At 70.7% G+C, this 26,890-nt stretch carries 15 protein-coding genes; 2 read left to right on the plus strand and 13 right to left on the minus strand.

Annotation, left to right across the window (positions count from 1 at the left end):
* Window positions 1–22 precede the first annotated feature (22 nt).
* The 3 genes from JEQ17_RS08205 to JEQ17_RS08215 form a co-directional block, all read right to left on the minus strand.
* Window positions 23–673: a helix-turn-helix domain-containing protein gene (locus JEQ17_RS08205; protein ID WP_200394595.1), complete on the minus strand. Its 651-nt coding sequence runs from the start codon at window positions 671–673 to the stop codon at window positions 23–25.
* Window positions 674–761: 88 nt separating this feature from the next.
* On the minus strand, window positions 762–1,307 hold the full coding sequence (locus JEQ17_RS08210) for an RNA polymerase sigma factor (protein WP_267924772.1): 546 nt from the start codon (window positions 1,305–1,307) through the stop codon (window positions 762–764).
* A 111-nt stretch (window positions 1,308–1,418) separates the two neighbouring features.
* A complete protein-coding gene (locus JEQ17_RS08215; protein ID WP_200394597.1) occupies window positions 1,419–3,518 on the minus strand; it encodes a penicillin acylase family protein in 2,100 nt (699 codons plus the stop codon).
* 136 nt (window positions 3,519–3,654) lie between these two features.
* On the opposite strand from JEQ17_RS08215, the gene JEQ17_RS08220 reads away from it, so the two are divergent.
* Window positions 3,655–4,314: an isochorismatase family protein gene (locus JEQ17_RS08220; protein WP_055612545.1), complete on the plus strand. Its 660-nt coding sequence runs from the start codon at window positions 3,655–3,657 to the stop codon at window positions 4,312–4,314.
* A 64-nt stretch (window positions 4,315–4,378) separates the two neighbouring features.
* On the opposite strand, the gene JEQ17_RS08225 is transcribed toward JEQ17_RS08220, so the two are convergent.
* Genes JEQ17_RS08225 through JEQ17_RS08235 form a run of 3 tightly spaced genes read right to left on the minus strand, consistent with a single transcriptional unit; the run spans window position 4,379 to window position 6,427 of the window.
* Window positions 4,379–4,612, minus strand: coding sequence for a hypothetical protein (locus JEQ17_RS08225; RefSeq protein WP_200394598.1), 234 nt, complete (start codon window positions 4,610–4,612; stop codon window positions 4,379–4,381).
* The gene (locus JEQ17_RS08230; RefSeq protein WP_200394599.1) at window positions 4,609–6,183 is read right to left on the minus strand and encodes an amidohydrolase; all 1,575 of its coding nucleotides are present in this window, start codon (window positions 6,181–6,183) and stop codon (window positions 4,609–4,611) included. The genes JEQ17_RS08225 and JEQ17_RS08230 overlap by 4 nt, the downstream gene beginning before the upstream one ends.
* Before the next feature lie 31 nt (window positions 6,184–6,214).
* Window positions 6,215–6,427, minus strand: coding sequence for an MbtH family protein (locus tag JEQ17_RS08235; RefSeq protein ID WP_200394600.1), 213 nt, complete (start codon window positions 6,425–6,427; stop codon window positions 6,215–6,217).
* Between the two features lie 149 nt (window positions 6,428–6,576).
* Here JEQ17_RS08235 and JEQ17_RS08240 point away from each other — a divergent pair, with 149 nt between their 5' ends.
* Window positions 6,577–7,707, plus strand: a complete 1,131-nt coding sequence (locus JEQ17_RS08240; protein ID WP_200394601.1) for an alpha/beta hydrolase-fold protein — start codon at window positions 6,577–6,579, stop codon at window positions 7,705–7,707.
* Window positions 7,708–8,050: 343 nt separating this feature from the next.
* Here JEQ17_RS08240 and JEQ17_RS08245 read toward each other — a convergent pair whose 3' ends face one another.
* The 7 genes from JEQ17_RS08245 to JEQ17_RS08275 all read right to left on the minus strand — a co-directional run bounded on the left by JEQ17_RS08245 (window position 8,051) and on the right by JEQ17_RS08275 (window position 26,849).
* A complete protein-coding gene (locus JEQ17_RS08245) occupies window positions 8,051–9,754 on the minus strand; it encodes an ABC transporter ATP-binding protein (RefSeq protein ID WP_200394602.1) in 1,704 nt (567 codons plus the stop codon).
* Entirely contained in the window at window positions 9,741–20,795 is an 11,055-nt protein-coding gene (locus tag JEQ17_RS08250; protein ID WP_200394603.1) for a non-ribosomal peptide synthetase, read from the minus strand. Before JEQ17_RS08250 ends, JEQ17_RS08245 begins: the two co-directional genes overlap by 14 nt.
* A 58-nt stretch (window positions 20,796–20,853) precedes the next feature.
* Window positions 20,854–22,641 carry an ABC transporter ATP-binding protein gene (locus tag JEQ17_RS08255; protein ID WP_200394604.1) on the minus strand — a complete coding sequence of 596 codons (1,788 nt, stop codon included), beginning with the start codon at window positions 22,639–22,641 and terminating at the stop codon, window positions 20,854–20,856.
* 49 nt (window positions 22,642–22,690) lie between these two features.
* Window positions 22,691–23,743 (minus strand): iron-siderophore ABC transporter substrate-binding protein, encoded by a 1,053-nt coding sequence (locus tag JEQ17_RS08260; RefSeq protein ID WP_200394605.1) that lies wholly within the window; start codon window positions 23,741–23,743, stop codon window positions 22,691–22,693.
* A 110-nt stretch (window positions 23,744–23,853) separates the two neighbouring features.
* A complete protein-coding gene (locus JEQ17_RS08265; protein WP_200394606.1) occupies window positions 23,854–24,690 on the minus strand; it encodes an ABC transporter ATP-binding protein in 837 nt (278 codons plus the stop codon).
* A 45-nt stretch (window positions 24,691–24,735) separates the two neighbouring features.
* Window positions 24,736–25,797 carry a FecCD family ABC transporter permease gene (locus JEQ17_RS08270; RefSeq protein WP_200394607.1) on the minus strand — a complete coding sequence of 354 codons (1,062 nt, stop codon included), beginning with the start codon at window positions 25,795–25,797 and terminating at the stop codon, window positions 24,736–24,738.
* On the minus strand, window positions 25,794–26,849 hold the full coding sequence (locus tag JEQ17_RS08275; RefSeq protein ID WP_200394608.1) for a FecCD family ABC transporter permease: 1,056 nt from the start codon (window positions 26,847–26,849) through the stop codon (window positions 25,794–25,796). Before JEQ17_RS08275 ends, JEQ17_RS08270 begins: the two co-directional genes overlap by 4 nt.
* Window positions 26,850–26,890 lie beyond the last annotated feature (41 nt).

The following is a 26,890-nucleotide window of genomic DNA, read 5'->3' on the forward strand; positions in this document are numbered from 1 at the left end:
GAACGACCGTCCGGGGAAAGTGTCAACCCATACTGAACACAAACCAGACGCCGACCGCCGGTTCACTGCCGTCGTTGCGGTAGCGGTGCGGGGTCGTCGACTCGAAGCAGACCGCGTCGCCGGGCCGGATCACGTGCTCCTCGAAACCGAGTGTGAGGACGAGTTCGCCGGAGGTCAGATAGCCGTACTCCGTGCCGGGGTGCCGCATCAGGCCTCCCGCGCTGGAGGAGGTCCCGCCGGGCCGGTAGGTCACACGCAGGAAGTCGACGTCCGCTCCCGGAACGTGGCCGAGACGTTCCCATATTACTCCCGAATCGAGCTCGAGCACCTCCCGCTCACCGCTTCCGACCAGCGGTCCGATCCTTCGGCCGGGGTCGGCGGCGAAGGCGGCGAGGGCGTGCAGCACGGTGTCGGGCGGCGCGCCCACGACCGCGCTCACCGGGGTTCGGGCCGTCTCCCCCTCCGCGTCGAAGAGCGACTCGACCGGGATGGAGAGGGCGGTGGTGATCGCGTACAGGGTGCTCACCGAGGGCTGGCTCTTGCCGGTCTCGATCTGGGAGATCAGGCTCGCGGAGACCCCGATCTCCCGCGCGAGGCCCCGCAGGCTCATCCCCCGCGCCGTACGCGCCTGCCGGATGCGCGCGCCGACGGGCGGCACGACCACAGGGGACACGGACGGCTCCTTTCGCAGATGCGTTCACGCTCATTGAACAGCGTGGCCGGAGAAATAGGGAGCGTTGCTCGAAAACGGCGTACGCCGGCTACGCCACGACACCGTCCATGGACCTGGCGCAGATCAGCCGAAGCCGCGCACGGCCGCGGGTGAACGCGCCCTCGGCCGCCTTCACCGAGATCTGGTGGATGCGGGCGAATTCCAGAGTGGAGATTCCATGGGCGCGAGCGAGCACGACCTGCCGCTCCCGGCCCCGCAGGAGGTGCACCTGACGGAGCAGCCAGCGCCCGAAGTCCCTTTCGCACACGTCCTCGTCCGGAGTCTCGGGCGTACGGACATCGGCGGTGCGGGGCAACAGCCGCCTGCTGCGCTCCTGTTCGCGGTGGTTGTCGGCACAGAGGCGCAGGGCCACCGAGGTCAGAAAGGGACCGATCCGCTCCCGGTCCAGCTCGTCGCAGGCGGCCGCCCTCAGCATCGCCTCCTGTACGCAGTCCTCGGCGTCCTGCGCGTTCGGGAGCCGCCGGCGGACAAGTCGCATCAGCCGTTCCCGGTGGCCTGCGATCACCTCCCAGGACAGCGCCCTGCGTAACTCCTCCTGGGATGCGCCGAGTTCCGGGTCGTCGATCCCGGACACGCCTGAAGTCTCCGCCCAATTCCCGTGAACCATGACCCCGGTCTGTCCGGGCGGGGAGAGCGAAAAACCAGGGCGCTTCGCCTTTCATTCGTCCGCATGAAGAACGGACGATCACATTCCGATGTCTTGTGAGCCGTGCTCCGGTTCTTCGACGAGGAGCGCGAAATCGGTGACGACAGGGGCGAGTTGACCGCTCAGCCACAGCGGAAGCTGGTCCCGCCGGTGCGGGGCGCCGGGGATGCCTCGTGCGCCCAGCGGCACGGTCCAGAGGCTGTTCTCGCGGTCGGCGAGGTCCCACACGTACCGGGCGGACGGTCCCCGTGAGCTGAGGTCGGTCACGCCGGGTGTGCTCGATGTGGCCAACACGCAGTCGTGGTCCCCGCCGAGCCCGGGCCGCTCCTCGCCCTCGGCGGCGGGGAGGATCCGGCAGGGTGCGAGCCTGTGCAGTTCGCCCCAGGTGACGGGTTCCAGACACGCCGTTTCCTCCAGGGCGGCCCGGACGACCGCCGCGCTGTCCAGCCCCGGGAGGAGCTCGGTGGTCAGCAGGTTCTCCAGCCCGAAGGCGACCTTCGCGGTCAGGTTCAGCCAGGGCTCGAACACCGCGGGATACGGCAGGGGCGGCACGGCGAGACTCTTCAACTCGGGTGCCGCGGCGACCCGTTGCACGACCGCGGAGCGCAGCCGGGCGTAGTCCGCGGCGGCGGTGCTGTCGGCGTCCATGTGCCGGTTCCAGGCCAGCAGCCGCGCCCTCAGCCGCTCCGCCTCGGGGCCGAGTCCGTCAAGCCGTGCCACTCGCTCCAACAGGGGTGCGGCTGCCGCGAGTTGGGTGTCCATGTGGATGGCCGCCATGTCGTGCGGCTCCCACTGCCGTGACGCGCTCAGCAGGGCTTCGATGCGGTCGGCGCGGTACGGCGGGGCGAACTCCGTGCCCAACGGCGCCGCGAGGCCACGCTCGTTGGCCATCACGGCGATGCCGTCCACCTCGGCACGAGGTGTGTCATGGCGGCCCTGCCACTCGTGCCCGCTCCGCCAGGCGGGCACGATCCGCAGCCCGTTCTCCCGATGACGTACGGGCACGTATCCGGCCACGCGGTGCAGCAGACCGCCGGAGGTGTCCGCGGCGTGCACGACGTTCACCGGCTCGATCCAGCGGTCGAGCGCCCGGTCCACGTCCGCGACCGTACGGGCCCGGAGGAGGGCGGGGAGTACGTCGAACCCCAGGTCCTCGGTGACGCGGGGCGGGTAGCGGAGACTGATGCCTTCGGAGACCGTGGCGGGTCCCGAGTCGCCCTCGGCCCCCTCGGCGGGTCCGTCGATGACGACCGGTCCGCGCTCCGTCTCGATCACGTCGATCTCGACCGGATCGCCGCCCGCGACCGGGATGGTCTCCCGGTGACGGGTGGCCGGCCGCCACCCCTCGGGCCCCAGCGCCTCGACGCCGTCGCCCGTGGTGCGCAGCCGCTCCCGGTAGAGGTCGTGGTAGTCGGACATGGCGTTGGTGATAGCCCAGGCCACGGTCCCGGTGTGGCCGAAGTGCGCGATGCCGGGCACCCCGGGGACGGCGAAGCCGACGACGTCGTACTCCGGGCACGAGAGGTGTATCTGCTGGTAGAAGCCCGGGTCCTGGATGAAGCGGTGGGGGTCGCCCGCGATGAGCGCGGCTCCGGACGCGGTGCGGTCGCCCGCGACCATCCAGCCGTTGGAGCCCGAGGTGCCCGGGCCGTCCGCGGCGAAGAGTTCGAGGGCCTCGTCGCCGAGCCGGCGTGCCACCTCCTCGCGCCACAGCTTGGTCGGGAATCCGGCGAAGAGGATGTGGTGGGCGAGCCAGACGCCGAGGGGCGTCCACTTCCGCCAGGTTCCCGGGGCCAGTCCCGTGGCCGCGAACTCCGGCGCGTCGGCCGCTCCCCGCTCAAGGCCGGCGTTCACTCCGTCGACGTACGCCGACACCCAGGCCGCCGTCTCCTCCTCCAGCGTCTCGAAGCAGCGGCGGGCCGTGTCGTCGAGCCGGGCCCGGCGGACGAAACGGTCCCAGGGGACGGCGCCCGCCCCGAGGAAGGAGGCCGTGGTGCCCTGCGAGCGATGCCTTTCGGCCTCGATCTGCCAGGCCCGGTCGTGCGCCGCGTTCCGCCCCTGGGCGAAGGCCAGTCCCAGCGGATCGGGGGCACGGAGATGCGGGATGCCCCAGGCGTCCCGGTACGTACTGCTCGCCATGATCCTGGCTCCTCGAACTCCTGGTAACTCGGCCGAACCGGCCACCTGACGATCCACCACTCATAAAGTTAGCTTAGGCTAAGCTAACTTCCCTCAATCGGGCTCGGCGCTCACGCCATCAGGGAGGAGTCCGCCCATGGGCTTGCCGGTCATCAACTCCTATCCCATGCCTGACCGTTCCGCGGTGCCCCCGTCGGGCCCGCCCTGGACGATCGACCCGGCACGGGCCGCGCTGTTGATCCACGACATGCAGAACCACTTCGTCCAGGCCTTCCCGCCCGACTGCTCGCCCGTCGTGGAGCTGCTCGACAACAGCGCCACCCTGCGCGAGCTCGCGGGGACGCTCGGCATGCCGGTGGTGTTCAGCGCCGAGCCGGCCGCCCAACGCCCGGGCCAGCGAGGGCTGATGACCGACATCTGGGGCCCCGGCATCGGTCAGGAGCCCGGCGACGACGCGGCGATCGTCACGGAACTCACCCCCAGGGTGGGGGAACACGTGCTGGTCAACGTCCGCCACAACGCCTTTCTCCGCAGTCATCTGGGCCGGCTGCTGCGCTCCGAGGGGCGCGACCAGCTGATCCTCTGCGGGGTGCGGGCACATCTCGGAATACTGCTGACGGCCGCGGACGCCTTCATGAACGACATCCAGCCGTTCGTCGTGGCCGACGCGGTGGCCGACTTCTCCGCCGAGGACCACTCCATGGCACTGCGCTGGATCGGACGCACCAGCGTCGTGTGCACCACCGACCAGCTGATCCGCCAACTCCTGCACGGCAGGGCGGCACAGAGCATGTGATGCCCTCGCCTTCACTCTCGCCTGCGCCTGCGCTTTCGTCTTCACCCTTGCCGCAGCAGGTCGTTCACGAGCAGGGGCGACCCGGATAGTCGTCGCTCTCCGGTACGCCCGCCTCGCGCATCCTGCGCACGACCTCCTGGCGGACACCCTCGTCGTCGATGTCCACCAGGCCGTTGGCGTCCCGGTCGAACACCAGGATGTCGTCGGCGGTGTCCCAGAGAACCCATCGGTGCGGGTACGGCGACCCCTGCCACAGGTGTGCGTACCGGGTGTTGTCGTTGTCCGTCCGCGTGCTCACGACGCGGCCTCCTCGGTCTCACGGCCGTCGACGTACGTCGCGACCACCTCGATGTCGCCGATGCGCGAGACGTCGACACTCCTCGGGTCGTCGCCCAGGACGACCAGGTCGGCGCGTTTCCCCGGGGTCAGACTTCCCGCGCTGTCCTCCCAGTGGCAGGCGAAGGCGCCGGCCACGGTGTACGCGCGCAGGGCCTCGTCGACCGTGATGCCCTCGTCCGGGCCGATGACCTGACCCGAGGTGGACGTGCGCTCGACCATGAACTGCACGGCCCTGAGCGGCGATCCGTCCGCGACGGGCCGGTCGGAGCTGCCCACGAGCGTGATCCCGTGCTCCAGGAAAGCCCTCCCCCGGTACAGCCAGGGCGCCCGCTCCTCCCCCATGATCGCCGCGTAGTCGTCGCCGAAGTACCGCAGGAAGTTCGGCTGGATCACGGCCGTCACGCCCAGCCGCGCGAAGCGCTCCAGCTGGTCGGGCCTGATCAGGCCCGCGTGCTCGATGCGGTGCCGGGCGCCGGGGCGCGGCCGGATCCGCTGTGCCCGCTCCAGTGCGTCCAGGGCGACATCGGCCGCCCGGTCGCCTATGGCGTGCACGGCGAGCTGCCAGCCCGCGAGATGGCCGTCGACGATCGTGTCCGCGAGGGTCTCGGGGTCGTCCTGCAACTGGCCCGTGTGGTCGAGTCCTTGGTACGGGCCGGTCAGCGCGGCGGTACGGGCCATCATGCCGCCGTCGGTGTAGATCTTCAGCGCGCCCACGGAGAGCCGGTCGTCGCCGAACCCGGTGCGCAGCCCGAGGTCGAGGGCCCTGGGTATGCCGTCGTCCTTGTGCGCGGTGACGGGACGCAGCCGGTCTGCGGACACCATGAGCTGCACCCGGAGCGGCAACTTGCCCTGTTCCTGGGCGAGTTGATAGGCGCCGAGCTCGACCGGACTGTGGCCGAACAGCGCGCCGCCGATGCCCGCCTCCGCACAGGCCGTCACTCCCTCGGCCAGACAGGTCCGGGCGGCCGTCCCGATCGCGTCGGCCAACTCCTGCTGGGAGTAGGGCAGTCGAAGCGCACGGGCGGCTCCCATGGCACCCTCGGCCAGGAAGCCCTCCTCGTGCGGGAGTTCGGCGGGCAGCAGGTCCAGGACGGCCGTGTTGACCATGCAGCCGTGCCCGGAGTCGTGCATCATGAACACTTTTCGCCCGGCGCTCACCTTGTCCAACTCGGCGGCGGTGAGATGGCGTCCGAGGCCGCGCTGGTCGTACCCCGCGAGGTCCGCCCACCCCCCTTCGGGCGTACGCGCCACCGCTTCGGCCACGGCGGTGAGCACGTCCTCGACCGAGGTGCACGGGGCGACGCTCGGTGTGCCCGCCTTGAAACCGGTCCAGGCCAGGTGCACATGGCTGTCGATGAACCCGGGCAGCACGGTGGCGCCCTGGAGGTCGATCACCTCGCGGGCCGGCAGGGAGGTCACCGCTTCGTCCAGGCCCACGATCCGGCCCCGCCAGATGCCCAGGTCGTGAGCGACGGGGTGGTCCGGATCCATGGTGAGGAAGCGGGCGTTCGTCAGTCTGGTGCGGAGCATCAGCGGTGTCCCCCCGGAGCGGTCGGCAGGGTCACACGTCCATGGAAGCCGCGAGGGACCGGGGGCGCAGATCGGTCCAGTTGGCCTCGATGAAGTCCAGGCACGCCTCTCGGGTGTTCTCGTCGAAGGCGACCGTCCACCCCCCGGGCACGGTGGCGAAGGACGGCCAGAGCGAGTGCTGGCCCTCGTCGTTCACCAGAACCAGGAAGCGGCCTTCGGTGTCGTCGAAAGGGTTGGTGCTCATGTATCGGTGGCCCTTTCAGGAGGTGCATCGGGGATGGAGAGGAATGCCATGATTAGGTTAGGCTCGCCTAATTAGAAGCGAGCTTAGCCTTTGCCCCTTCCCTCTCACAAGGAGACGTTCATGCGCCTGGCGATCGAAGGGGGCCGGCCGTGACCGACGCCGTTCCCGGCCTCGCGGCCGACAGGGAGAACGCCTTCGTCGCGTACGGACTGACCGGCAAGCCGGGCACCGACGAGTTCTGGGAGGCGGCGGGGACACCCGCGTCGGTGCCTGACGGCAACGGCGGTTGGGTGACGCTGTTCCTGTGGCGCGGCTCTTCGGCGAGCATCGAGTTCGAGAGCTGGTCGGAGCCGGTGCCCCTGCGCCGGTGGGGCGACTCGGACTGCTGGCACGCCGAGGTGCGCATGCCCGCGCGGCTGCGGGTGACCTACCGGTTCCTCGCGGACGACGCGGCGTACGCCGACCCGTTCAACCCGGTCGGTGCGGGCGGTGACCGGTCCATCGCCGCGACTCCGGACGCCCCGGCCCAGCCGCACTGGCCCGTCGTCGGCGCCGGCGCCGATGTCGTACTGCCCCTCCCGCGCACCCGGCTCCGCTGGGCCAGTGAACGGCTCGGTGGGCGGCGTACCGTGCGGGTCCATCCGGTGGGCGGTGGCGGGCCGGTGGTCCTGCTGCTCGACGGGGACGACTGGCTGTACCTGCACCCGGCCATGACCGCGTTCGACTCGGCCTTCGCCGGTGGCGAGATGCCGCCGGTCACCCTCATCTTCCTTCCGAGCAAGGACAGGGAGGCCGAGTTCGCGTGCAGGCCCGAACTGTGGGAGGCGATCCGGGACGAACTGCTGCCGTTGGTGGCGGAGTCCGGCGTCCCCTGCGATCCGGACCGGCTGGTGGTCGCCGGGCAGAGTCTCGGGGGGCTGAGCGCGGTGTACGCGGCGCTGGAGTTCCCGGAGTTGGTGTCCCGCGTGGCCTGCCAGTCGGGGTCGTTCTGGTGGACGCCCGACGCGATGGGTCTGGCCGACCCGTTCGGCGGGCCGCTCGGTGGGTCCGTCGCTGCGCGGCTGCGGGATCGGAGGGCCGCCGAGCTGGCCGGGGTGCGGGTTGCGTTCGATGTGGGGGAGCACGAGACGCGGATGTTGCCTCACTGTGCGGCGGTTGAGGGCTTGGCCTCGGAGGGTGGGGCGGCTGTGCGGGTTTCGCGGTCGCCCGCGGGGCATGATCGGGCGGGGTGGCGGCACGCGTTGTTGAGGGATGTGGCCTGGGTGTTGGGCGCGCCGTAATTGTCTGCGGGTGCGTGGGGGCTGGTCGCGCAGTTCCCCGCGCCCCTAAAAGATTGCGCCGTTCCCCGCGCCCCTAAAAGATTGCGCCGTTCCCCGCGCCCCTAAAAGATTGCGCCGTTCCCCGCGCCCGTAAAAGATTGCGCCGTTCCCCGCGCCCCTCTGAAAGACCGCGCCGTTCCCCGCGTCCCTCTGAAAGACCGCGCCGTTCCCCGCGTCCCTCTGAAAGACCGCGCCGTTCCCCGCGTCCCTCTGAAAGACCGCGCCGTTCCCCGCGCGCCTCAAGGACTGCGCCGTTCCCCGCGCCCCTCAAGAGGGGCGCGGATCACACAGGTCTGTCGGAGAGTTATCGGGCCACCGCTGAGCAGTAGGTCTCGTCCTTGGCGAGTAGGTTGCGGTGGGTGTCTTCTGCTGTGATTACGCCGTCGTCGAGGACGAGGACTCGGTCGGCGGCGTCCAGGAGGGCCGGGCTGCTGGTGAGTACGACAGTGGTGCGGCCCCGGCGCAGTTTCGCGATGTTGCGGGCGATGAGCTGTTCGGTGACCGCGTCGACGGCCGTCGTCGGATCGTGCAGGACGAGGACGTCCGTGTCTGCGGCCAACGCGCGGGCCAGGGACAGCCGTTGGCGCTGCCCGCCCGAGAGGTTCGCGCCGCGGTCGCGGACGCCGTGGTCGAGTCCCTCGCGGTGCAGGGCGACGACATCGGTCAGCAGGGACGCCTCGACGGCCTCGGAAACCGTCCGGCTGGTGCCCGACGGGTCGATGTTCGTGCGGAGGGTGCCCGCGAAGATCTCCCCGTCGTACGGGTTCACCAGCATGTGCTCGCGCACCGCCTCGACCGACAGGTCCGCGAGTTCCTGCCCGCCGACCCGCACAGCTCCCTCGTACGCCTCGGGCGGGACGTTCACGGCCAGGACCGACGCTAGGTCGGCCGCCGAGCGGGGCTGGTAGACGGCGATCGCCACGAACTCACCGGCCGGCACCTGGAACTTCACGTCGCGCAGGGTCCCGTACCGGACACAGTCGATCTCCAGGGAGCCGCCCGCGGCCGGGCGTTCCGGGCCCGGTGTCGTCACCGGCGGCGCTGTCAGCACCAGCGCCATCCGCTCGGCGGACGCACGCGCGATCATCACGTACTTCGGCATCTCCGAGAACAGTTTGAGCGGTTCCATGATGAACTGCGCCAGGCCCACGGCCATGACGAGCTCCCCGATGGTGATCTCGCCGCCGAACGCCAGCCAGCCCGCCGTCAGGGTCACGGCGGCGGCGAGGACCGCGTTGAGGGCCAGCGCGGTGCCCGCGTAGACACCGTTCACCTTGGCGACGGTGATCGCCTGGTGCTTGGCCTCCGTGCTGACCTTCCGGTAGGAGCGGAAGGCCGCGTGGTTGCCGCCGAAGCCGTGCAGCGGGCGGAGGCCGATGATCAGGTCGGCGACCTTCGCCCCGGCCCGCGCGACCCGGGCCTGCTGCTCCTGCGTACTGGCCCCGATCCGCTTGGACATCACGCTCAGGACGGACAGGATCGCGACGGTTCCCACGATCACCAGCAGACCGAGGCGGATGTCGGCCAGGCCCAGCGCGACCGCCGCGACCACCACCGCGACCAGCGAGCTGATCAGCAGCGGCACCACCTCGATGATGTCGGCGGTCTGGTCGGCGTCCTCGGTGGCGATGGTCAGGATCTCGCCGGACTTGAGGTCGACGTCCCTGGCCACCGGCTGGAGTCCGCAGGCCGCGACCCGCACCCGCCAGCGGTGTGCCTCGGTCGTGTTGGCCTTCTGCAGGACGCGCATCCCGAACCGCCACGACAGTGACACCGTCGTGATGATCACGGCCAGCGCGCCGATCGACAGGCCGAGCGCGCCGAGGGTCCGGTCTCCCTGCATCGTGTGTTCGACGATCAGGCCGAGCGCGATGGGAAAGGCCGTCTCACCCGCCTGGTACAGGCCCATGAGGACGGTGCCCCACACCATGGCGCCGATGTTGCGGCGCAGTGCGGTACGGAGGATGTCGGACCCCGGGCGGGGCCGCTGCGTGTCAGGAGTTGTCATCGAGATGGTGGGCAATCGCTTCCGGGGTTCGCAGGGTGAACAGGTCTCGGATGGTGATCACTGGACCGTACTCCCGGCGGAGCAGCCCGATCAGCCGCACCGCCAGCATGGAGTGCCCTCCCAGGGACACGAAGTCGCTCACCGCGCTCACCTCGTCGTCGTCCAGGTCCAGTGCCTCGGCGAAGAACTCGCACACCGTGGTCTCGGTCTCGGTCTCCGGTCCGCGCTCCCCCGCCGTGGTCAGCGCGCCCAGCGGCTTGGCCTCCGGCAACGCCTTGGTGTCAGCCTTCCCGTTCACCGTCAGCGGGATGCTGTCGACCTCGGCGTAGTGCGTCGGTCGCAGGAAGTCCGGGAGCCCGGCGCCCACTTCGGCGGCGACCGCCGCCAGGTCGGAACCGTCGAGCACGAGGTAGGCCGCCAGCCGGTACGCCCCGTCGACCTGTGGGTCGGGCTGGGCCACCGCGGCGACGAACCGCACGGCCGGGTGTGCCGCGAACAGGGCCTCGACCTCGCCCAGTTCGACCCGGTGTCCCCGGATCTTGACCTGCTGGTCGGTGCGGCCCAGGTACATCAGGTTGCCGTCGGGCCGCCGGACCACCAGGTCCCCGGTGCGGTACATGCGCTCGCCGGGCTCGCCGAACGGGCAGGCCACGAAGCGGTGCGCGGTCTGGGCGGACTGTCCGAGATAGCCGCGCGCGATGCCGATTCCCGACACGTACAGCTCACCGGGCACTCCGTCCGGAAGCGGTCGCAGCCACGGATCCAGTACGTACACGTCGGTGTTGTCGATCGCCACGCCCACCACCGGGTCCTGGCACTCGAAGGTGCCGACGCCGAGGGTGTTGATCGTGTACTCGGTGGGCCCGTACAGGTTGTAGCCGACGGTCCCCTCGGTCTCGGCGAGCCGCTGCCACAGCGTCGGGGTGACGGCCTCGCCGCCCAGCAGCACCAGCGCCGGCCGTCGCTCCGGGTTGTCCAACAGACCCTCGGCCACCAGCTGTTGCGCGTAGGTCGGGGTCACGTTGATGACGTCGATGCCGTATTCGAGGCAGTACTCGACCAACCGGGGCGCGTCACGCCGGAGTTCCTCGTCGCAGATGTGCACCTCGTGGCCGTCGGCGAGCCACAGCAGCTCCTCCCACGACATGTCGAAGGCGAACGACACGGTGTGCGCGATCCGGAAGACCCGGTGCTCGTGCTCCGCCAACACCGGCTCGAAGATGCGGCGCTGATGGTTGATCAGCATGTTGGTGAGCCCGGCGTACTCGGTCACCACGCCCTTGGGCTTCCCGGTGGATCCGGAGGTGTAGATCGTGTAGGCGGGGTGCCGCAGGCGGTCCGGGTCGTCCGGCGCGAACGTCAGATACGGCTCGGCGTCGGGCAGGGGCTGGTCCAGCTCGATCAGGTCGCCGGTCAGCCGGGGCGAGACACCGCTCACGGTGAGGATCACATCCGGGCGGGCGTCCTCGACGATCGCGGCGATCCGCTCGTCCGGGTGGTCCAGTTCCAGCGGTACGTACGCGGCGCCGACGCGCAGCACGGCGAACAGCGCCACGATCGAGTCGAGCGAGCGCGGGATCGCGAGACCCACGTTCGTCTCCGTGCCGATGCCGCGCCCGGCCAGCACACCCGCCACCGCGCGGCTGCGGTCCCGCAGTTCGGCGAAGGTCATGGTCGAGCCATGGGCGACGAGCGCCACCCGCTGCGGGTCGCGGTCCGCCGCCCGGTCGAACCGGTCGACGACGGTGTCCGTGCCGACGTCCGTGCGCTCGCCGGGCTCGGGCTCCGCGCCCAGGCCCCGCAGTGCGCCCACCGGTCCGGTCGACCGGGCCAGGTCTTCGAGCACGCGCAGGTAGTCGTCGAGGAGACGGCGGGCGTTGCCGGTGTCGCCGTAGCGGTGCTCCAGCTTGACCGTGAGCCGGTCGCCGGGCGTGACGACCCAGGTGAACGGATAGTGCGTGGAGTCGTCGGCCTTCACCGAGGTGATGCCGTGCCTGGCGTTCATCTCGGCGAACGCGTCCATGTCCAGGAAGTTCTGGAGCACGAACAGGTTGTCGAACAGGGTGTCGTGCCCGCTGGCCCGCTGGATCTCGCCGAGGCCGAGGTGCTCGTGCTCCATGGCCTCGACCCTGGCCGTCTGCACGGCCGACAGGTACTCCCGGACCGTGTCGTCCGGCCGTGCCCGTGTCCACATGGGCACGGTGTTGAGCAGCACGCCGACGATGTCGGACAGTCCCTCGCCCTCCCGGCCGGAGACGGTCACGCCGAACACGGCGTCGCCGCGGCCCGTGTGGGCGCCGAGCAGGAGGCCGAACGCGCCGGTCAGCACCGAGTTCAGCGTGACGCCGTGCGTCCTTGCCGCTTCGCGCAGCAGTTCCGACTGCTCCTTCGACATCTGGTGCACGAGCGCTTGCGGCAGGTCGTCCGAGAGGGACGGCGCCGGTCCGGCGAGCAGCGTCGGGCCCGGGAGGCCCGCCAGGTGCTCCGCCCAGAAGCGTTCCGATACGGCGGGGTCCTTGGCGTCGAGGGCCCGGGCGTAGTCCTCGAAGCTCGGCGTGGCCGGGGCCGCGTCCAGTGGCTCGCCCGCAGCGACGGCCCGGTAGGCGTCGAACAGGTCCCGCAGCATGATCTCGCGGGACCAGCCGTCCCACAGCAGCAGGTGGTAGCTCAGCAGCAGGCCGTCGCGGCCGTCGGGCAGCCGCACCACGGTCAGCCGGATCAGTGGCGGCTCACCCGGGTCGAATCCCGTGTCCCGGTCCCGGGCGCGCAGGGCGTCGACCTCGGCGTCCGTCGCCGGCTCGACCGTACGTACGTCGACCCGTCGGCCCGCCTTGAGGACCTGGACCGGGTTTCCGTCGTCGTCGGTGGAGAAGCCGGCGCCCACGACCGGGTGGCGACCGATCATGTACGCCATCGCCTCGGCCAGCGCGTCGGTGTCCAGGCGCCGGTCGAAGGTGAACCAGCTCTGGGCGACGTAGTGTCCGGCCGAACCCGCCATCTGGGCCTGGAAGTACAGGCCCCGCTGGAGCGGAGTGACCGGTGCCGTGCGCTCGGCCGTCGCGGAGGCGTCCGCGATGTCCTTCAGCGCGCCGAGCCAGTGTTCGGCGATCTCGTCGGGTATGCCCTCGGCGAGGATGAACTCCGCGCGCAGGCTCCCGGTGGCCTCGTCGATCCAGGCGTTGACCTCGACGGCGTACGGGCTGCCCTGATCGCCGCCGGTGACGTGCAGCGCCCGGGACTCGCTGCCCCGGCCGAGGTAGTTGAACAGCACCTGCGGGCGGGCGGTCAGGATCGGGGCCGTCTGCGGGTTGAGGTACCTGAGCCCGCCGTAGGCGACGTGTCCGCACTCGTCCGGCTGGCGTTCGGCGACCTCGCGCGCCGCCGCGACGGGGTCGGTGTGCGCCGTGAGCCGCACGGGCGCGATGGAGGTGAACCAGCCGACCGTGCGCGTGTAGTCGTGGTGTTCGAGGGCCGGGACCCGGCCGTGCCGCTCCAGCTCGACCGCGAGGTCGGTGGGTGACGGCTGGACGCGGGTCAGCGCGGTGCGCAGGGCGCCGCACAGCAACTCGGTGAGACCGACGCCGAGTGCGGCGGGCGCGATGCGTGTCACGTGCTCGCTCACGTCGGGCGCGAGCACGACCGTCGTCTCACGCAGTTCCCCGACCGAGGACAGTCCCTCGACCGCGGGCAGCAGCGCGGGCGCCCGGAGCGTGGTGACCCAGTGCCCGAGGTCGTCGACGGCCTGGGTGGACCGAAGCGTCAGTGCTTCGGCGTACTCGGCGTAGGACGTGGTCGGCGGTGCCAGGGGCGCTCCGCGCAGGGCGGTGGCCAGGTCATCGAGGACGATCAGCCAGGACACCGAGTCGATGGCGAGGTGGTGCGCGGTGACGACCAGGGTCCGGCTCGCCTCCAGCCACGAGAACGCGATGACGTCCCCGGACTCGGACTCGGGATCGAGCCGTCCGGCGGCCTCGTTCGCCGCGGTGGTCGCGTCGGTCTCGTCCGTCCGTACGACGGTGACGTGGCCGGCGGGTTCGGTGCGCAGTGCCCACACGCCGTGCTCGGCGCGCAACCGCAGCCGGAGGGCCGGGTGGGCCTCGACGACGGCGTTCGCGGCGCGCTCGACATCGGCGAAGCCGGTGCCCTCGGGGGCCACCAACGTCCTCGCCTGGGCGAACCGGGCGAGCGATCCGCCCAGTTCGCGCTGGCGCAGGATGATCGGCGTCGGCGTCAGCGGGCCGTCCTCGCGGCGGGCGGGTGCCGAGTCCGTCGCCGTGGCCCGCGGTGTGCGCGTGCCCACGTGCTCGGCGAGCGCGCGCGGTGTCCTGAACAGGAACACGTCCCGTGGCGCGATCGGCAGACCGAGCGCCCTGGCCCGGTTGATCACGGTGATGGCGACGATGCTGTCGCCTCCGGCCATGAAGAAGTCGGTGTCGGCGTCCACGGTGTCTTCGGCGGAGCCGGGCAGGGCTTCCGCGAAGATGCCGACCAGCTCGGCGAGCGTGGAATTGCTGTCTGCGAGTGCGTCGTGGCCGGTCGCGCCGTTCCCCGCGTCCCTGCGGGGCGTGGCCGCCCGCTCGATCAGAGCCTTGCGGTCCAGCTTGCCGTTGACCGTCAACGGCAGCGCGTCGACCGGCAGCACCCGCCCGGGCACCATGTGCACGGGCAGCTTCGCGGCGAGCGACTCCGTGAAGTCACCGGGCACCCGCCCCACCACGTGCGCGACGAGATGGTCGCCGCTGTCCGCCACCGTGACGGCCACGTCGACCACGCCGTCGAGCTCCCTGATCGCGGACTCCACCTCGCCCAACTCGATCCGGAAACCCTTGAGTTGGACCTGGTTGTCGGCGCGGCCCGCGAACTCCAGCTCGCCGTCGAGCGTGCGGCGGGCGAGGTCGCCCGTGTGGTACATGCGGGAGCCGTCGTCGGCGAACGGGTTCGCCACGAACCGGCCCGCGGTGAGCCCCGGCCTGCCCAGATAGCCGAGGGACACCTGGTCGCCGGCGACGTAGATGGCGCCCACCCGGCCCGGCGGCACCGGCCGGAGCCGGTCGTCGAGGAGGTAGGTGACCAGGCCGGGAATCGGTCCGCCGATCGGGCTGACGTCGTCGCCGAGGCCGAAGTCCTCGTCGGTCAGCACCCGGTGGGTGACGTGGACGGTGGTCTCGGTGATGCCGTACATGTTGACCAGCTCGGGCGAACCGGTGCCGTGCCGCTCGACCCAGCCGCGCAGCCGCCCGAGATCCAGCGCCTCGCCGCCGAAGACGATCCGGCGCAAGGCGGTGACAGGTTCACCGGCGTGCCGGTCGGCCTCGATGAACTGGTAGAACGCCGACGGGGTCTGGTTGAGCACGGTGACTCCGCGCTCGCGGACCAGCCGGTGGAAGTCGACCGGGGAGCGCGTCAGCCCGTACTCCGGCACCAGCAGTTCACCGCCGTGCGCCAGCGCGCCCCACAGCTCCCAGACCGCGAAGTCGAAGGAGAAGGAGTGGAACTGGACCCACACGTCGGACGGGCCGAAGTCCATGTCGGGCCGGGTGTTCGCGAGCAGCGTCACCACGCTGGAGTGCGGGACGACGACGCCCTTGGGCCGGCCGGTCGATCCGGACGTGTAGATCACGTACGCGGGGTCGTGCCAGCTGGCCTCAGGACCGGACCAGCTGCCCTCAGAACCGGACCAACTGGCCGCAGGACCGGACTCGTTGGGCTCCGGAACCTGCCCATCGCTCTCCGCCTGCTCATCTCCCCGCGTCTGCCCGTCTCCCCGCGGCAGCTCGTCCCCTTGTACGAGCACGCGGGCCGACACGCCCGCCCGGGCCAGCAGGTCCGTGAAGCGTTCCCGCTGCTCACGGTCCACGAGAACGACCTGTGGAGCGGCGTCGGCGAGGATGTACTCCAGCCGCTCGTCCGGATACGCCAGGTCCAGCGGCACATAGGCACCGCCCGCGCCGACGATCGCCACCAGGGCGACGACCTGCTCAAGGGAACGCGGGACGGCGACGGCGACCCGCTTGCCCGGCCCGACCCCGGACGCACGCAGCACAGAGGCCAACTCGCCCTTCGCGTGCGACAGTTCGCCGTACGTCAGCGACCTGATGCCGCCGTCGAGAGCGCACTGGGTGACGGCGGTGGCGGCCGGGTCGAGGCGCGCGGCGGCGTCGAAGAGTCCGCCCAGCGTGGTCGGAGTGATGCGTGCGGGACGCCGGTCGTCCTCGGGCGCCAGGTCGTCGACCAGGGCGTCGGGCCGGGTGAGCAGGTCGGTGAGGGTCCGGGTGAACGTGCGCAGGATCTCCTGGGCGCTCGCCTCCCGCAGGAGTTCGCCGTCGAAGATCAGGTTGAAGCGCGGACGGCCGTCGAGTGCGCGCTCCACCACCAGTGTCAACGGGTAGTGTGGGGCGCCCTCGTTCACGATGTCGGTGATGACCAGGTCGTCGTCGGACCCCCGCAGCGCGTCGACGTCGGTCGCCACGTCGAACACCACCAGGGTGTCGAACAGGGAGCCGGCGCCGGCCTGGCGGCCGATCCTCGCCAGCGACACATGCTGGTGAGGCAGCACCGCGCTCTGGTGTTCCCGTACCGAGGCGAGCAGGTCGCCCGCCGTGGTGGTGTCGGCCCAACGGGCGCGTACGGGGATCGTGTTGATGAACAGACCCACCATGTTCTCGATGCCGGGCACCTCGGCGTCGCGCCCGGACACCGTGGAACCGAACACGACGTCCCTGCCGTGCAGGATGCCGCCCAGCGTCACGGCCCAGGCGCTGTGCACGGCCGCGCTCAGCGGCACCCCGGCAGAACGGACAGCCGCGTCGATGTCGTCCGCCGGCTCCACCGCGGTGTCGGCGAACCGGTCGGAGGGTGTGTGTCCCTCGGCGACGAGCGAGGGGCCGGGCAGTTCGGCGAGTTGCTCCTGCCAGACCCGGTCGCTCTCGTCGTCGTCACGTCCGGCGAGCCAGCCCACGTAGTCGGGGAAGCCGCCGATCGCGTACACGGTCCCGGGCGCGTGGTACTCGGCCAGCAGCGCGCGGAGCATCGGCGGCACGGACCAGCCGTCGGCGATGATGTGGTGCACGGTCTGCACCAGGACGCTGCGGCCGGACCCCGCGCGGACAAGCGTGTACCGCATCAGCGGTCCGGTGGCCAGGTCGAATCCGGCGCGGCGGTCCCGTTCGGCGTGGTCGCGTATCTCGTCGTCGGTGATGCCGGGGCGGTCCAGCGTGGTGAAGGGCGCCTCCACACCGCTGTCCAGTACGGAGACCACACGGCCGTCGGCGAGAGCCACGAAGCGTGCGGCCAGGTTCGGGTACAGCGTGAGCAGACGGGTCGCCGCCGCCGCGAGCCGGTCGGCGTCCACCTCGCCGTCCAGCGTGAGCAGTTGCTGCTCGACGTAGCTGCCCGCCGAGTCGTCGTCGAAGACCGAGTGGAAGTACAGGCCCTCCTGCAACGGGGTCAGCGGCAGGATGTCCCGCAGTTCCGGGCCGTCCAGGGCGTCGACGTCGGCCTGTGTCAGGGGCACCAGGGGGAAGTCGCTGGGGGTGTGGGCGCCCTGGTCGAGCGCGGCGAGTCCGGCCAGGGCCACCCGGAAGTACTCGCCGAGGGTCGTGATGTCCTCGTCGGTGAACATCCCGTCGGGCCAGGAGATGGTGGTGACCAGTTCGTACTCGCCGGTCGAGACGGCGGGTTCGGCGATCGCGTTGAACTCCAGGGGGCGCGGCAGGCGCATCCTCGGGTCGCGCTTCTCGCCCAACTGGCCGGTGTTGCCCGCGAGTTGCCAGTCGCCGGAGGAGCCCGCGTCGAAGCGGCCCAGGTAGTTGAAGAGCACTTGCGGTGCGGGCACGTCGAACTCGCTCTGGGCCAGGTAGCGCAGGGCGCCGTAGGAGACGCCGTTGTCCGGCACCCGGGCGAGGTCCTCCTTGACCGCCTTGAGTGCCGCGGCCAGGTACTCGGGTGCGGTGAGGTCGCTCGCCGCGCCGGGGTCCACGGTCACCGGGAACAGCGTGGTGAACCAGCCCACGGTGCGGGACAGTTCGGGTTCGAAGCCGGCGGATCCCGCGACGAACTGTGCCTCGCGGCCGTGGCCTTCGAGTTCGATGTGCGCGAACGTCTGGTCCTGCCCGAGGTCGCGCCGCCGGCGGGCGAGGCTGACGGCGAGCGCGGTCAGCAGTACGTCGTTGACGCCCGCGTGGAATTTCGCGGGGATCTCGCCCAGCAGCGCGGCCGTGACCTCGGGGCCGACCGAGACGGTCCGGAGCCGTTCGCGTGCGACGGTGTCGGCGGCGGACAGCGCGCGCCTGCCGACCGGTTCGTCGGCTCCCGGCAGGGGTCGCCGGAAGTAGGCGCTGTCCGCGTCGAAGGCCGCGCGGTCCAGCAGCTGCGTCCAGCGCCGGAAGGACGTGCCCACCGGGGGCAGGTCGATCGGCGCACCCGAGGAGAACTGCCGCCATGCCGTGGCCAGGTCCTCCATCAGGACCCGCCAGGACACGCCGTCGATCACCACGTGGTGGGCGACCAGGACCAGTTGGCGTGCCTCGCGGCGCCAGACGGCACGCAGCATCACGCCGCCCGCGGGGTCGAGTCCGTCGGTGGCGAGCGCGACGCACTCGTCGAGCGGCCGGTCGCTCTCCTGCCACTCCGCGGCGGCCAGGTCCGCCTCCGGTATGTCGAAGCTCCAGTGGTCGCCGCGCACCAGCTGGGCGCGCAGCATGTCGTGCCGGGCGACCAGGGCGGTGAGGATCGCGTCTAGTGCGTCGTCGGTGAGGTCCGCCGGGGTGTTCAGCACCACGGACTGGACGAAGCCGTCGATCGCGTCCGTGGTCTCGCCGAGCCACTGCACGATGGGCGAGCCGACGACGGCACCGGTCGCGATGTCCCCGTGGTCCACGGTGGAGACGTCCTCACGGCTCGCCACCGCCGCCAGTGCCCCCACCACGGTGTGGGTGAAGATCTGCCGTGTCGTGACGTAGAGACCGGCGTCGCGCAGCGCGCTCAGCAGCGAGATCGCCAGGATGCTGTCTCCGCCGAGCTGGAAGAAGTCCTGGTCGACTCCGACCTCGTCCAGTTGCAGCAGCGCCGCGATCGCCGCGCACACCGCGCGCTCGTTCTCGGTGGTGGGCGGGACGATCGAGCCCGTCCCGATGGTGGGCTCCGGCAGAGCGTTCCGGTCGAGCTTGCCGTTCGCGGTGAGCGGGAACTCCTTCATCACGACGACATGGGCGGGCACCATGTACTCGACCATGTGCTCGGCGGCCCACGCCTTGACCTCGTCCGCCCGTAGGGTCTCGCTCCCGGCGGCCGGGATCACGTACCCCACGAGGTAGGTGCCGCCCGCGGAGTTCTTCCTGGCGACGACGCAGGTGTGCCGTACGCCGGGGTGTTCGGCGAGGCCGACCTCGACGTCCTCGATCTCCAGCCGCATACCGCGGATCTTGATCTGGTTGTCGGCCCGGCCGAGGAAGTCCAGCGATCCGTCCGGGGCGAACCTCGCGAGGTCGCCGGTCCGGTACAGCCGGGACCCGTCCGCGGCGAAGGGGTTCGCGACGAACCGGGACGCCGTGAGTCCTGGCGCGTTGACGTACCCGCGTCCCAGGAGGAACCCGCCCACGTACAGTTCGCCGCCGACTCCGACCGGGACCGGGCGCAGTTCGTCGTCCAGCACGTACAGCTGGGTGTTGGGGTTGGCCTTGCCGATCGACGTCGACAGGCGTTCCGCCTCGCCCCGGTAGATGACGTGCGAGACGCCGATCGTCGTCTCGGCCGGGCCGTAGCCGTGGTACATGGGGATGTCGAGCCGGGTGCGGAACCGCTCGTACAGCTCCGGGGTCAGTACCTCGCCGCCGCACCACACGTGCCGCAGGCTGTCCAGGTCTCCGGAGTCGCCGGCGATCTCAAGGAGTACGTCGAGCATGGACGACACCAAGTAGGTGAAGGTGACGCGGTGTTCGGCGATGACGCCGAGCAGGTGGTGCGGGTCGCGTTCGCCGCCGGGCCGCAGGACCACCAGCCGGCCGCCGCTGACCAGCGGCAGGAAGATCTCGTTGATGGAGATGTCGAAGGACAGCGGCGCCTTGAACAGCGACGCGTCGTCGTGGCCGAAGCCGAGGATCTCGTCGACCTGCCACAACAGGCGCTCGCTGATGGCTTCGTGACGGATCATCGCGCCCTTGGGCCGCCCGGTCGAACCGGACGTGAAGATCACGTACGCCAGGGCGTCGCCGTCGACGGCGATCCCGGTCCCGTCGGTGGGGTGGGAGCCGAACTTCCAGTCACCGAGGTCGACGGGCACAGCGTCGGGTTCGCCCTGGTCCTGCTCGCCGGAGTCGTTGAGCTGCAGCACGACCCGGGCGTCCTCGATGACGACGGCCCGGCGTGCGGCGGGCCACTGCGGATCGAGCGGGACGAACGCGCACCCGGCCTGGAGCACGCCGAGCAGCCCGATCACCATGTCGGCGGAGCGGCCCAGTGAGATGCCGACCACCTGTTCGGCGGTGAGTCCGCGCTCGATCAGGTGGTGCGCCAACTGGCTGGACAACTCAGCCGCCTGACGGTACGTCAGGGAGCGGTGCTCGTCGACGACGGCAACGGCGTCCGGCCTGGTACGCGCCTGCTCGCGGAACATCTCCACCATGGTCGGGCGGACCCGGTCGGCCTCGGTGTCGTTCCACTCGGCCAGGGCCTCGATCCGCGCGGCAACGCCGGACGGGCCGATGGTGCCGATGGGCCGGTCGGGGAAGTCGGCCAGGTCGTCCAGCGCGAGCTGTGCGTCGGACTGCATGGCGCCCGCCGGGACGGCGATGCTCCAGCCGTCCGCGCCGGGCTCCCCCGCGCCGGGCCCGTCCCCGCCGTTGTCGACCCACGCGAGGACGTCGGCGAACAGGGTGCCGGGAGTGAGGTCGATTCCGTCGGGGCTCTGGCCCGTCGCCCAGTACGACAGGCCGATCGCGCACGCTTCGACGATGGTCCGGTCGGAGAAGTCGCCGGTCCGCCTGCGTACGTCGGCAAGGCGCGTGGGAGAAAGCAGTACGAGACGAGCGCTCGGTTCCATCATCGAAGACTCAGCGTCCCTTCCAGGTAATGAAAGTTAGCCTAACCTAAATTAGGTTTACCTAACTGCCTTCGCGCCAGGCCCGCCACAGTCGTGCGTAGCGGCCGCCCAGAGCCACCAACTCCTCGTGAGTTCCCTGCTCCACGACGCGTCCCGCGTCCAGCACGGCGATCCGGTCGGCCGCCATCGCCTGGGTCAGCCGGTGCGCCACGAACAGCGTGGTCCGGCCCGCGCACGCGGCCAGCACGGCCCGCTCCAGTTCGGCGGCGCCCTCGCTGCCCGCCTCCGCGGTCGACTCGTCGAGCACCACCACCGGCGCCCGGCCCAACACCAGGCGGGCCAGGGCGATCTGGGCGACCTTGGTGACGTCCAGCCGCTCGCCGCCCTCGCCGACCAGGGTGTTCAGCCCGTCGGGCAGTTCGTCGACCCAGCCGCCGGCGCCGACCGTGCGCAACGCGTCCATCAGCTCGGCGTCGGTCGCCTCCGGCGCGGCCAGCCGCAGGTCGTCGGCGAGCGGACCGGAGAACACATGTGTCTCCTGCGTCAGGATGCTCACCAGGGCCCGCGCCCCGGCCTCGTCCAGACCGGCGAGGTCGGTCGACCCGACGCGCACCGACCCGGCCTGCGGTGTCCCTATGCCGGCGATCAGCGCGGCCAGGGTCGACTTGCCCGCGCCCGTCGCCCCCACCAGTGCGAGCGAACCGCCCGCCGGGATCGTCAGGCCGACATCCCTGAGGACCGGTTGCTCGGTGTCGGGATAGCTGAACGTCAGCCCCTCCACCGTCACTTGATATGCCACGGCTTCGGCGGGAGCGACGGCCTCGTCGCCCACCAGCCGGTCCTCCGCGTCCTCCCCCAGCACCCCGACCAGCCGGGTCAGGCTCGCGCCCGACTTCTGCGCCTCGTCGAAGGTGAACATGATGGCGCCCAGCGGGGTGAACAGCCGGTGGAACATCAGCGGGGCCGCCGACACCTCGCCCAGGCTGGCGGCATCGGCCTCCAACAGGGCGTATCCCACCACGAGGATCAGGACGAGACCGATGAACTCGGCGCGGTTCTCCCTGCCGACGAACCGGCCGAAGAACCGGAACACCTCGATGCCGAGCTCGCGCACCCGCCACGACTCGCTGGTGACCTTCTCGCGGACGGCACCCTCCAGGCGGTACGCCCGGACCGTGTCGATCCCGTTCAGACCACTGATCAACGCCTGTGCGCGGTCGGCCTGGGCCACCCGCTGCTTGCGGTAGAGCGGAGCGGAGCGAGGCAGATACCAGCGCAGGGCCAGCGCGTACGCGGGCAGCGCGCCGGCGCCCGCCAGGCCGAGCCGCCAGTCCAGGCCGAACATGCCGACCGTGGCGATGACGACGAGCACTCCCGCCGAGAACACCGTGGGGATGGCCGTCCGGATGCCCTTGGAGATCACGGCGACGTCGTCACCGACCCGGGACAGCACGTCTCCCCGGCCGACCTGCTCGATCCGTTCGCTGGGCATCCCGAGCACCGCCCGGACGGCGCCTTCGCGCAGCCGCGCGAGCAGATCCGCGCCCAGCCGCCCGATCAGATACGTCGACATCGCGGTGGCCACCGCGCCGAACAGTGCGGCGGCCACCATCAACACCCCGACCCTGACGAGGACCGAGCGCGACTCGCCCCCGACCACCCCGTCGACCACCTGGCCGAGCAGGAGCACCGGGAGCACCTGGAGCGCCGCCCCCACCACCGTGGTGAGCACGGTGGCGAGGGTCAGCCATGGCACCTCGCGGCAGTGCGCCGCGACCCACCGGGTGGCCTCACCCCCCGTCGCCGTACGCAGAGTTGCCGGGGCGACGCGTGTGTCGGTAGTGCTCACACCACAACCAGGTCGGGTCGGGGACGGGTTCGGTTGACCATCGACATCCTTAGCCGGCCGCCGACTTGACGAGCTCGTCGACCGCGTACGGCATGGACAGCAGCGTGCCCTGGGAGATGGCCGCGCCGATCGCCGGGCCCTCACTGTCCAGCAGGTACGTGACCTTGCCGTTCTTCACGGCGTCCAGGTTGGTGAACAGCTTGAACTTCTTGAGGGCTTCCGTGTCCGCCTTGTCGTTGATGACGAAGATGCGGTCCACGTCGACCAGGTCGATGCGCTCGGGGGACAGCGCGGTGGAGAAGCTGCCGTCCGCGACCTTGTCGATCTCGGTCTGGTACTTGTAGCCGATGCCCGTCAGCAGCTGTCCGCGCACGTCGGTGGAGGTGAAGGGGTTGACCGCGTCCTTGTACCAGGACAGCGCGACGGCCTTCTGATCGGCGAACTCCGGGTGTTCCTTCTTGGCGGTGTCGAGCTGGGCCTGGATGCCCGCCACCATCTTCTCGCCCTCGTCGGCCTTGCCGAGCGCCTTGGCGATCTGGAGCGCGTTGTCCTGCCACGGAGCGCTGAACGGCTCCTTCTCCGCCTTGGTACGGCCTACCGTCGGCGCGATCTGGGAGAGCTTGTCGTAGGCGGCCTTGTCGACCTCGGAGTAGACCGCGATGATCAGGTCGGGCCGCAGGGCCGCGATCTTCTCGTAGTTGGGGCCGGCGTCACCGTTCTTCATGATGACCTCGGGCTTGGCGTCGCCCCACTTGTCCTTCACCCAGGGCCACTGGGTGTTGATGTCGGGGCTCTGGCCCGCCGGGTTCGGGTACTGGTCGACCATGCCGACCGGCTTGATGCCGAACGCCAGGACACTCTGGTCGTCCGTGTAGCCGACGGTGACCACGCGCTTGGGGGCCTCGGCGACCTTCGTGGATCCGAACGCGTGCTCCACGGTGACCGGGAATGCGCCGGACTTGGCAGCCGGAGCGCTGTCGTTCGACTCGTCCTTGGAGTCGGAACCACATCCCGCGAGAAGACCGACGCCGAGCGTCGCCGCGGAAAGTGTCGCCGCCAACCGCCGCCAGGGCTTCATACGCGTCGTTCGAAGGAGGAACATCCCAGATCCCTTGCTTTAGCGCCGTCCGCTGCACCCTGTCTTAGGGCAGGCAAACCTTATCCTGGCGAAGTGAGGTTAGCCTAGCCTAACTTTGTCATCTTTATGCGGATCTAGTCGAGTTGGACGTGTGTGCGGCCGATCGGCACGATGAGCGGCCGGTCGCCCACCGGGTCGTCGATCACCATGGCGCGCAGTCCGAACGCCTCGTGGAGCAGTTCGGCGGTGATCACATCACGCGGGTGACCCTGCGCCAGGATCGCCCCCTCCCTCATCACGACGAGGTTGTCGCTGTAGCGCGTGGCGAGGTTGAGGTCGTGCAGCACCATGACGACGGTGCACCCCGACTCGTGCAGGTCGTCCACCAGGTCGAGCACGTCGATCGCGTGCGCCAGGTCCAGATACGTGGTCGGCTCGTCGAGCAGCAGCAGGTCGGTGCCCTGGGCCAGCGTCATCGAGATCCAGACGCGCTGGCGCTGTCCGCCGGACAGCGAGTCGACGGGACGGTCGGCGAGGTCGGACACCCCGGTCATGGCCAGCGCCCGCTCCACGACGGCGACATCGTCCGACGACCACTGCCGCAGCCAACTCTGGTGCGGATGGCGGCCCCTGGCGACCAGGTCGGACACCGTCAGCCCTTCCGGCGCCACCGGCGCCTGGGGCAGCAGGCCGAGCTTCTTCGCCACGTCCCTGGTCCTGAGCTTGACGATGTCGTCGCCGTCGAGCACGACCGTGCCCCTGGTCGGCTTGAGCAGCCGCGAGAGGGTCCTCAACAGGGTCGACTTCCCACAGCCGTTGGGGCCGATGACCGTGGTGATCACCCCCGGCGGTATCGCCACGTCGAGCTCGTCGATGACGATCCGGCCGCCGTACCCGACCGTGACGCCCCTGGCTGCCAGCCGTGAGGCGCTGACCCCGGACTCGGCCTCGGCGATGTGCTGAGCGGCCACGAAACCCCCTCTGCCTACTTAGGTTTGCCTAACTCTTTGTACCAGCTATCTGAGGTTCGCCCGCACCAGGAGATAGACGAGGAAGGGACCGCCGATCGCGGCGGTGACGACACCGACCGGAAGGCTGATCGGCAGTGCCGTGCGCGCCACCAGGTCCGCGCCGATCAGGAGCAGCGCCCCGACGAGCCCCGAGGCCACCATCGGCGGCGTCGGACATCTCGCGAGACGCATCGCCACCTGCGGCGCCACCAGCGCGACGAAGGGGACCGGGCCCGCGGCGCTCACAGCGGCGGCGGCGAGCAGCACCGCGCACAGCAGCAGGACGGCCCGCACGATGGAGTACCGGACGCCGAGGCCCGCGGCGATCTCGTCGCCGAAGTGCATCGGCTTGAACTGGAACGCGACGCTCGCCACGACGACCAGGAGGACGAGCGTGCACCAGAGCGCGATCCGGACCTCGCCCCAGGACCGGTTGTCCAGCGAGCCGACCAACCAGGCCTGGGCCTTGGCCACATCACGGATGTCGGCGGTGACCAGCAGCCAGGTCGTGATCGCCTCCATCACCGCGCTCACCGAGATGCCGATGAGGATGAGCCGGAAGCCGTCGACCCCGCGCCGCCACGCCATGAAGTACACCAGCAGACCCGTGCCGAGCCCGCCCAGGAGCGCCGCCGAGGACAGGCCCACGGAGCTCACGATCGCCGTCGCGGTCCCGCCCGACACCGTCACCAGGAACACCGAGACCGCGCTGGCGCCCGCGGTGACCCCCAGAATGTCCGGACTGGCCAGCGGATTGCGCGCGATGGACTGCGTGATCGCCCCGGACACCCCGAGCGCGATCCCGACGACGAGCCCGGCCAGGGCGCGCGGCATCCGCAGGTCCATGATCACGAACTCGTCGACCCGCTCGCCCCGGCCGAGGATCGTGGCGATCACCCGGTTCAGGCCGATGGGGAAGTCCCCCACGCCGATGGACACGCAGAACACCAGGAAGGTCGCCGCCGCCAGCAGCAGCGTGACGAACACGATCAACGGCCGCCATACGAACGACACCTGGCCGAGCCGCACTCCCGGCGCCACCGATGGCTTCACGTCTGTCCCGTTCATGCGTTCCTGAACTTTCCGCGCCACACCAGCACCGCGAAGAAGGGAGCGCCCAGGAGGGCGACCAGGACACCCGCGTCCAACTCGCCCGGCCGCACCACCAGTCGGCCCACGATGTCGCAGACCAGCAGGACGACGGCGCCGAGCAGACCCGCGTACGGCACCAGCCATCGATAGTCGGGGCCGGTCATGTACCGGGCCACGTGGGCCACCATGAGTCCGAGGAACGCGATGGGGCCGCAGGCCGCCGTCGCCGCACCCGCGAGCAGGGTGATGGCGACGATGCCGACGGTCCGGCTCAGCGCGATGTTCACTCCGAGGCCCCGCGCCACGTCGTCGCCCAGGTTGAGCAGGTTGAGGGAGGGCAGCATGGCCAGGGCCAGCACAAGGCCGACCACGATGAACGCGGTCACCGGCCAGATGACGTCGAATCCGACGCCGGCCACGGAGCCCGCGTTCCAGAACCGCAGCGCGTTCAGCGACGCCAGGTCCGTGAGCGCGACCGCGGTGGTCATCGCCGCGAGGAACACCGTGATCCCCTGTCCGGCCAGGGCGAGCGTCAACGGGTTGCCGGCGCCCCGGCCGATGCTCGCGAGGCCGAACACGACCACGCCGGCGACCGCCGCTCCCAGGAAGGCGAACCAGACGTACTGGAACGGGTTGGAGAACCCGAACACGGCGATCACCGACACCACGGCGAACGAGGCGCCGGCGTTCACCCCCAGCAGGCCCGTGTCCGCGATCGGGTTGCGCGTGTAGCCCTGGATCAGCGCCCCGCCGACCCCCAGCGCGATGCCCGCCACGATCGCGAGCACCGTCCTGGGCACCCGCACGGTCCGCACGATGAGCCTGATCTCGGTGAGCCGCTGGTCGGAGTCGGGCGCCGCGAACAGCCCGTGCCACACCTCGGCGGGGCTCAACGCGCGCGCACCGACAGCCAACGACACCACCCCCGCGGCCACGAGGACCACCGCAAGCATGCCCAAACCCACCACCCGCCGCCGACGGGTGTCTGTGCCCCTGGGCGCGGGGCGCTCAACCGCAGTCGTGCCCATGGCGAAGTACGTTATCCCTATTGATCCACCGGAGAAGCAGG

Origin of the sequence: Streptomyces liliifuscus (genome assembly GCF_016598615.1) — a bacterium.
Classification (GTDB): Bacteria; Actinomycetota; Actinomycetes; order Streptomycetales; family Streptomycetaceae; genus Streptomyces; species Streptomyces liliifuscus.

What these genes read in the sequence shown, in the direction of transcription:
- JEQ17_RS08235 (WP_200394600.1), bottom strand. Translation starts at nt 6,427, where the DNA reads ATGAGCACCAACCCTTTCGACGACACCGAAGGCCGCTTCCTGGTTCTG.
- JEQ17_RS08275 (WP_200394608.1), bottom strand. Translation starts at nt 26,849, where the DNA reads ATGGGCACGACTGCGGTTGAGCGCCCCGCGCCCAGGGGCACAGACACC.
- JEQ17_RS08270 (WP_200394607.1), bottom strand. Translation starts at nt 25,797, where the DNA reads ATGAACGGGACAGACGTGAAGCCATCGGTGGCGCCGGGAGTGCGGCTC.
- JEQ17_RS08245 (WP_200394602.1), bottom strand. Translation starts at nt 9,754, where the DNA reads ATGACAACTCCTGACACGCAGCGGCCCCGCCCGGGGTCCGACATCCTC.
- JEQ17_RS08230 (WP_200394599.1), bottom strand. Translation starts at nt 6,183, where the DNA reads ATGCTCCGCACCAGACTGACGAACGCCCGCTTCCTCACCATGGATCCG.
- JEQ17_RS08260 (WP_200394605.1), bottom strand. Translation starts at nt 23,743, where the DNA reads ATGTTCCTCCTTCGAACGACGCGTATGAAGCCCTGGCGGCGGTTGGCG.
- JEQ17_RS08250 (WP_200394603.1), bottom strand. Translation starts at nt 20,795, where the DNA reads ATGATGGAACCGAGCGCTCGTCTCGTACTGCTTTCTCCCACGCGCCTT.
- JEQ17_RS08215 (WP_200394597.1), bottom strand. Translation starts at nt 3,518, where the DNA reads ATGGCGAGCAGTACGTACCGGGACGCCTGGGGCATCCCGCATCTCCGT.
- JEQ17_RS08220 (WP_055612545.1), top strand. Translation starts at nt 3,655, where the DNA reads ATGGGCTTGCCGGTCATCAACTCCTATCCCATGCCTGACCGTTCCGCG.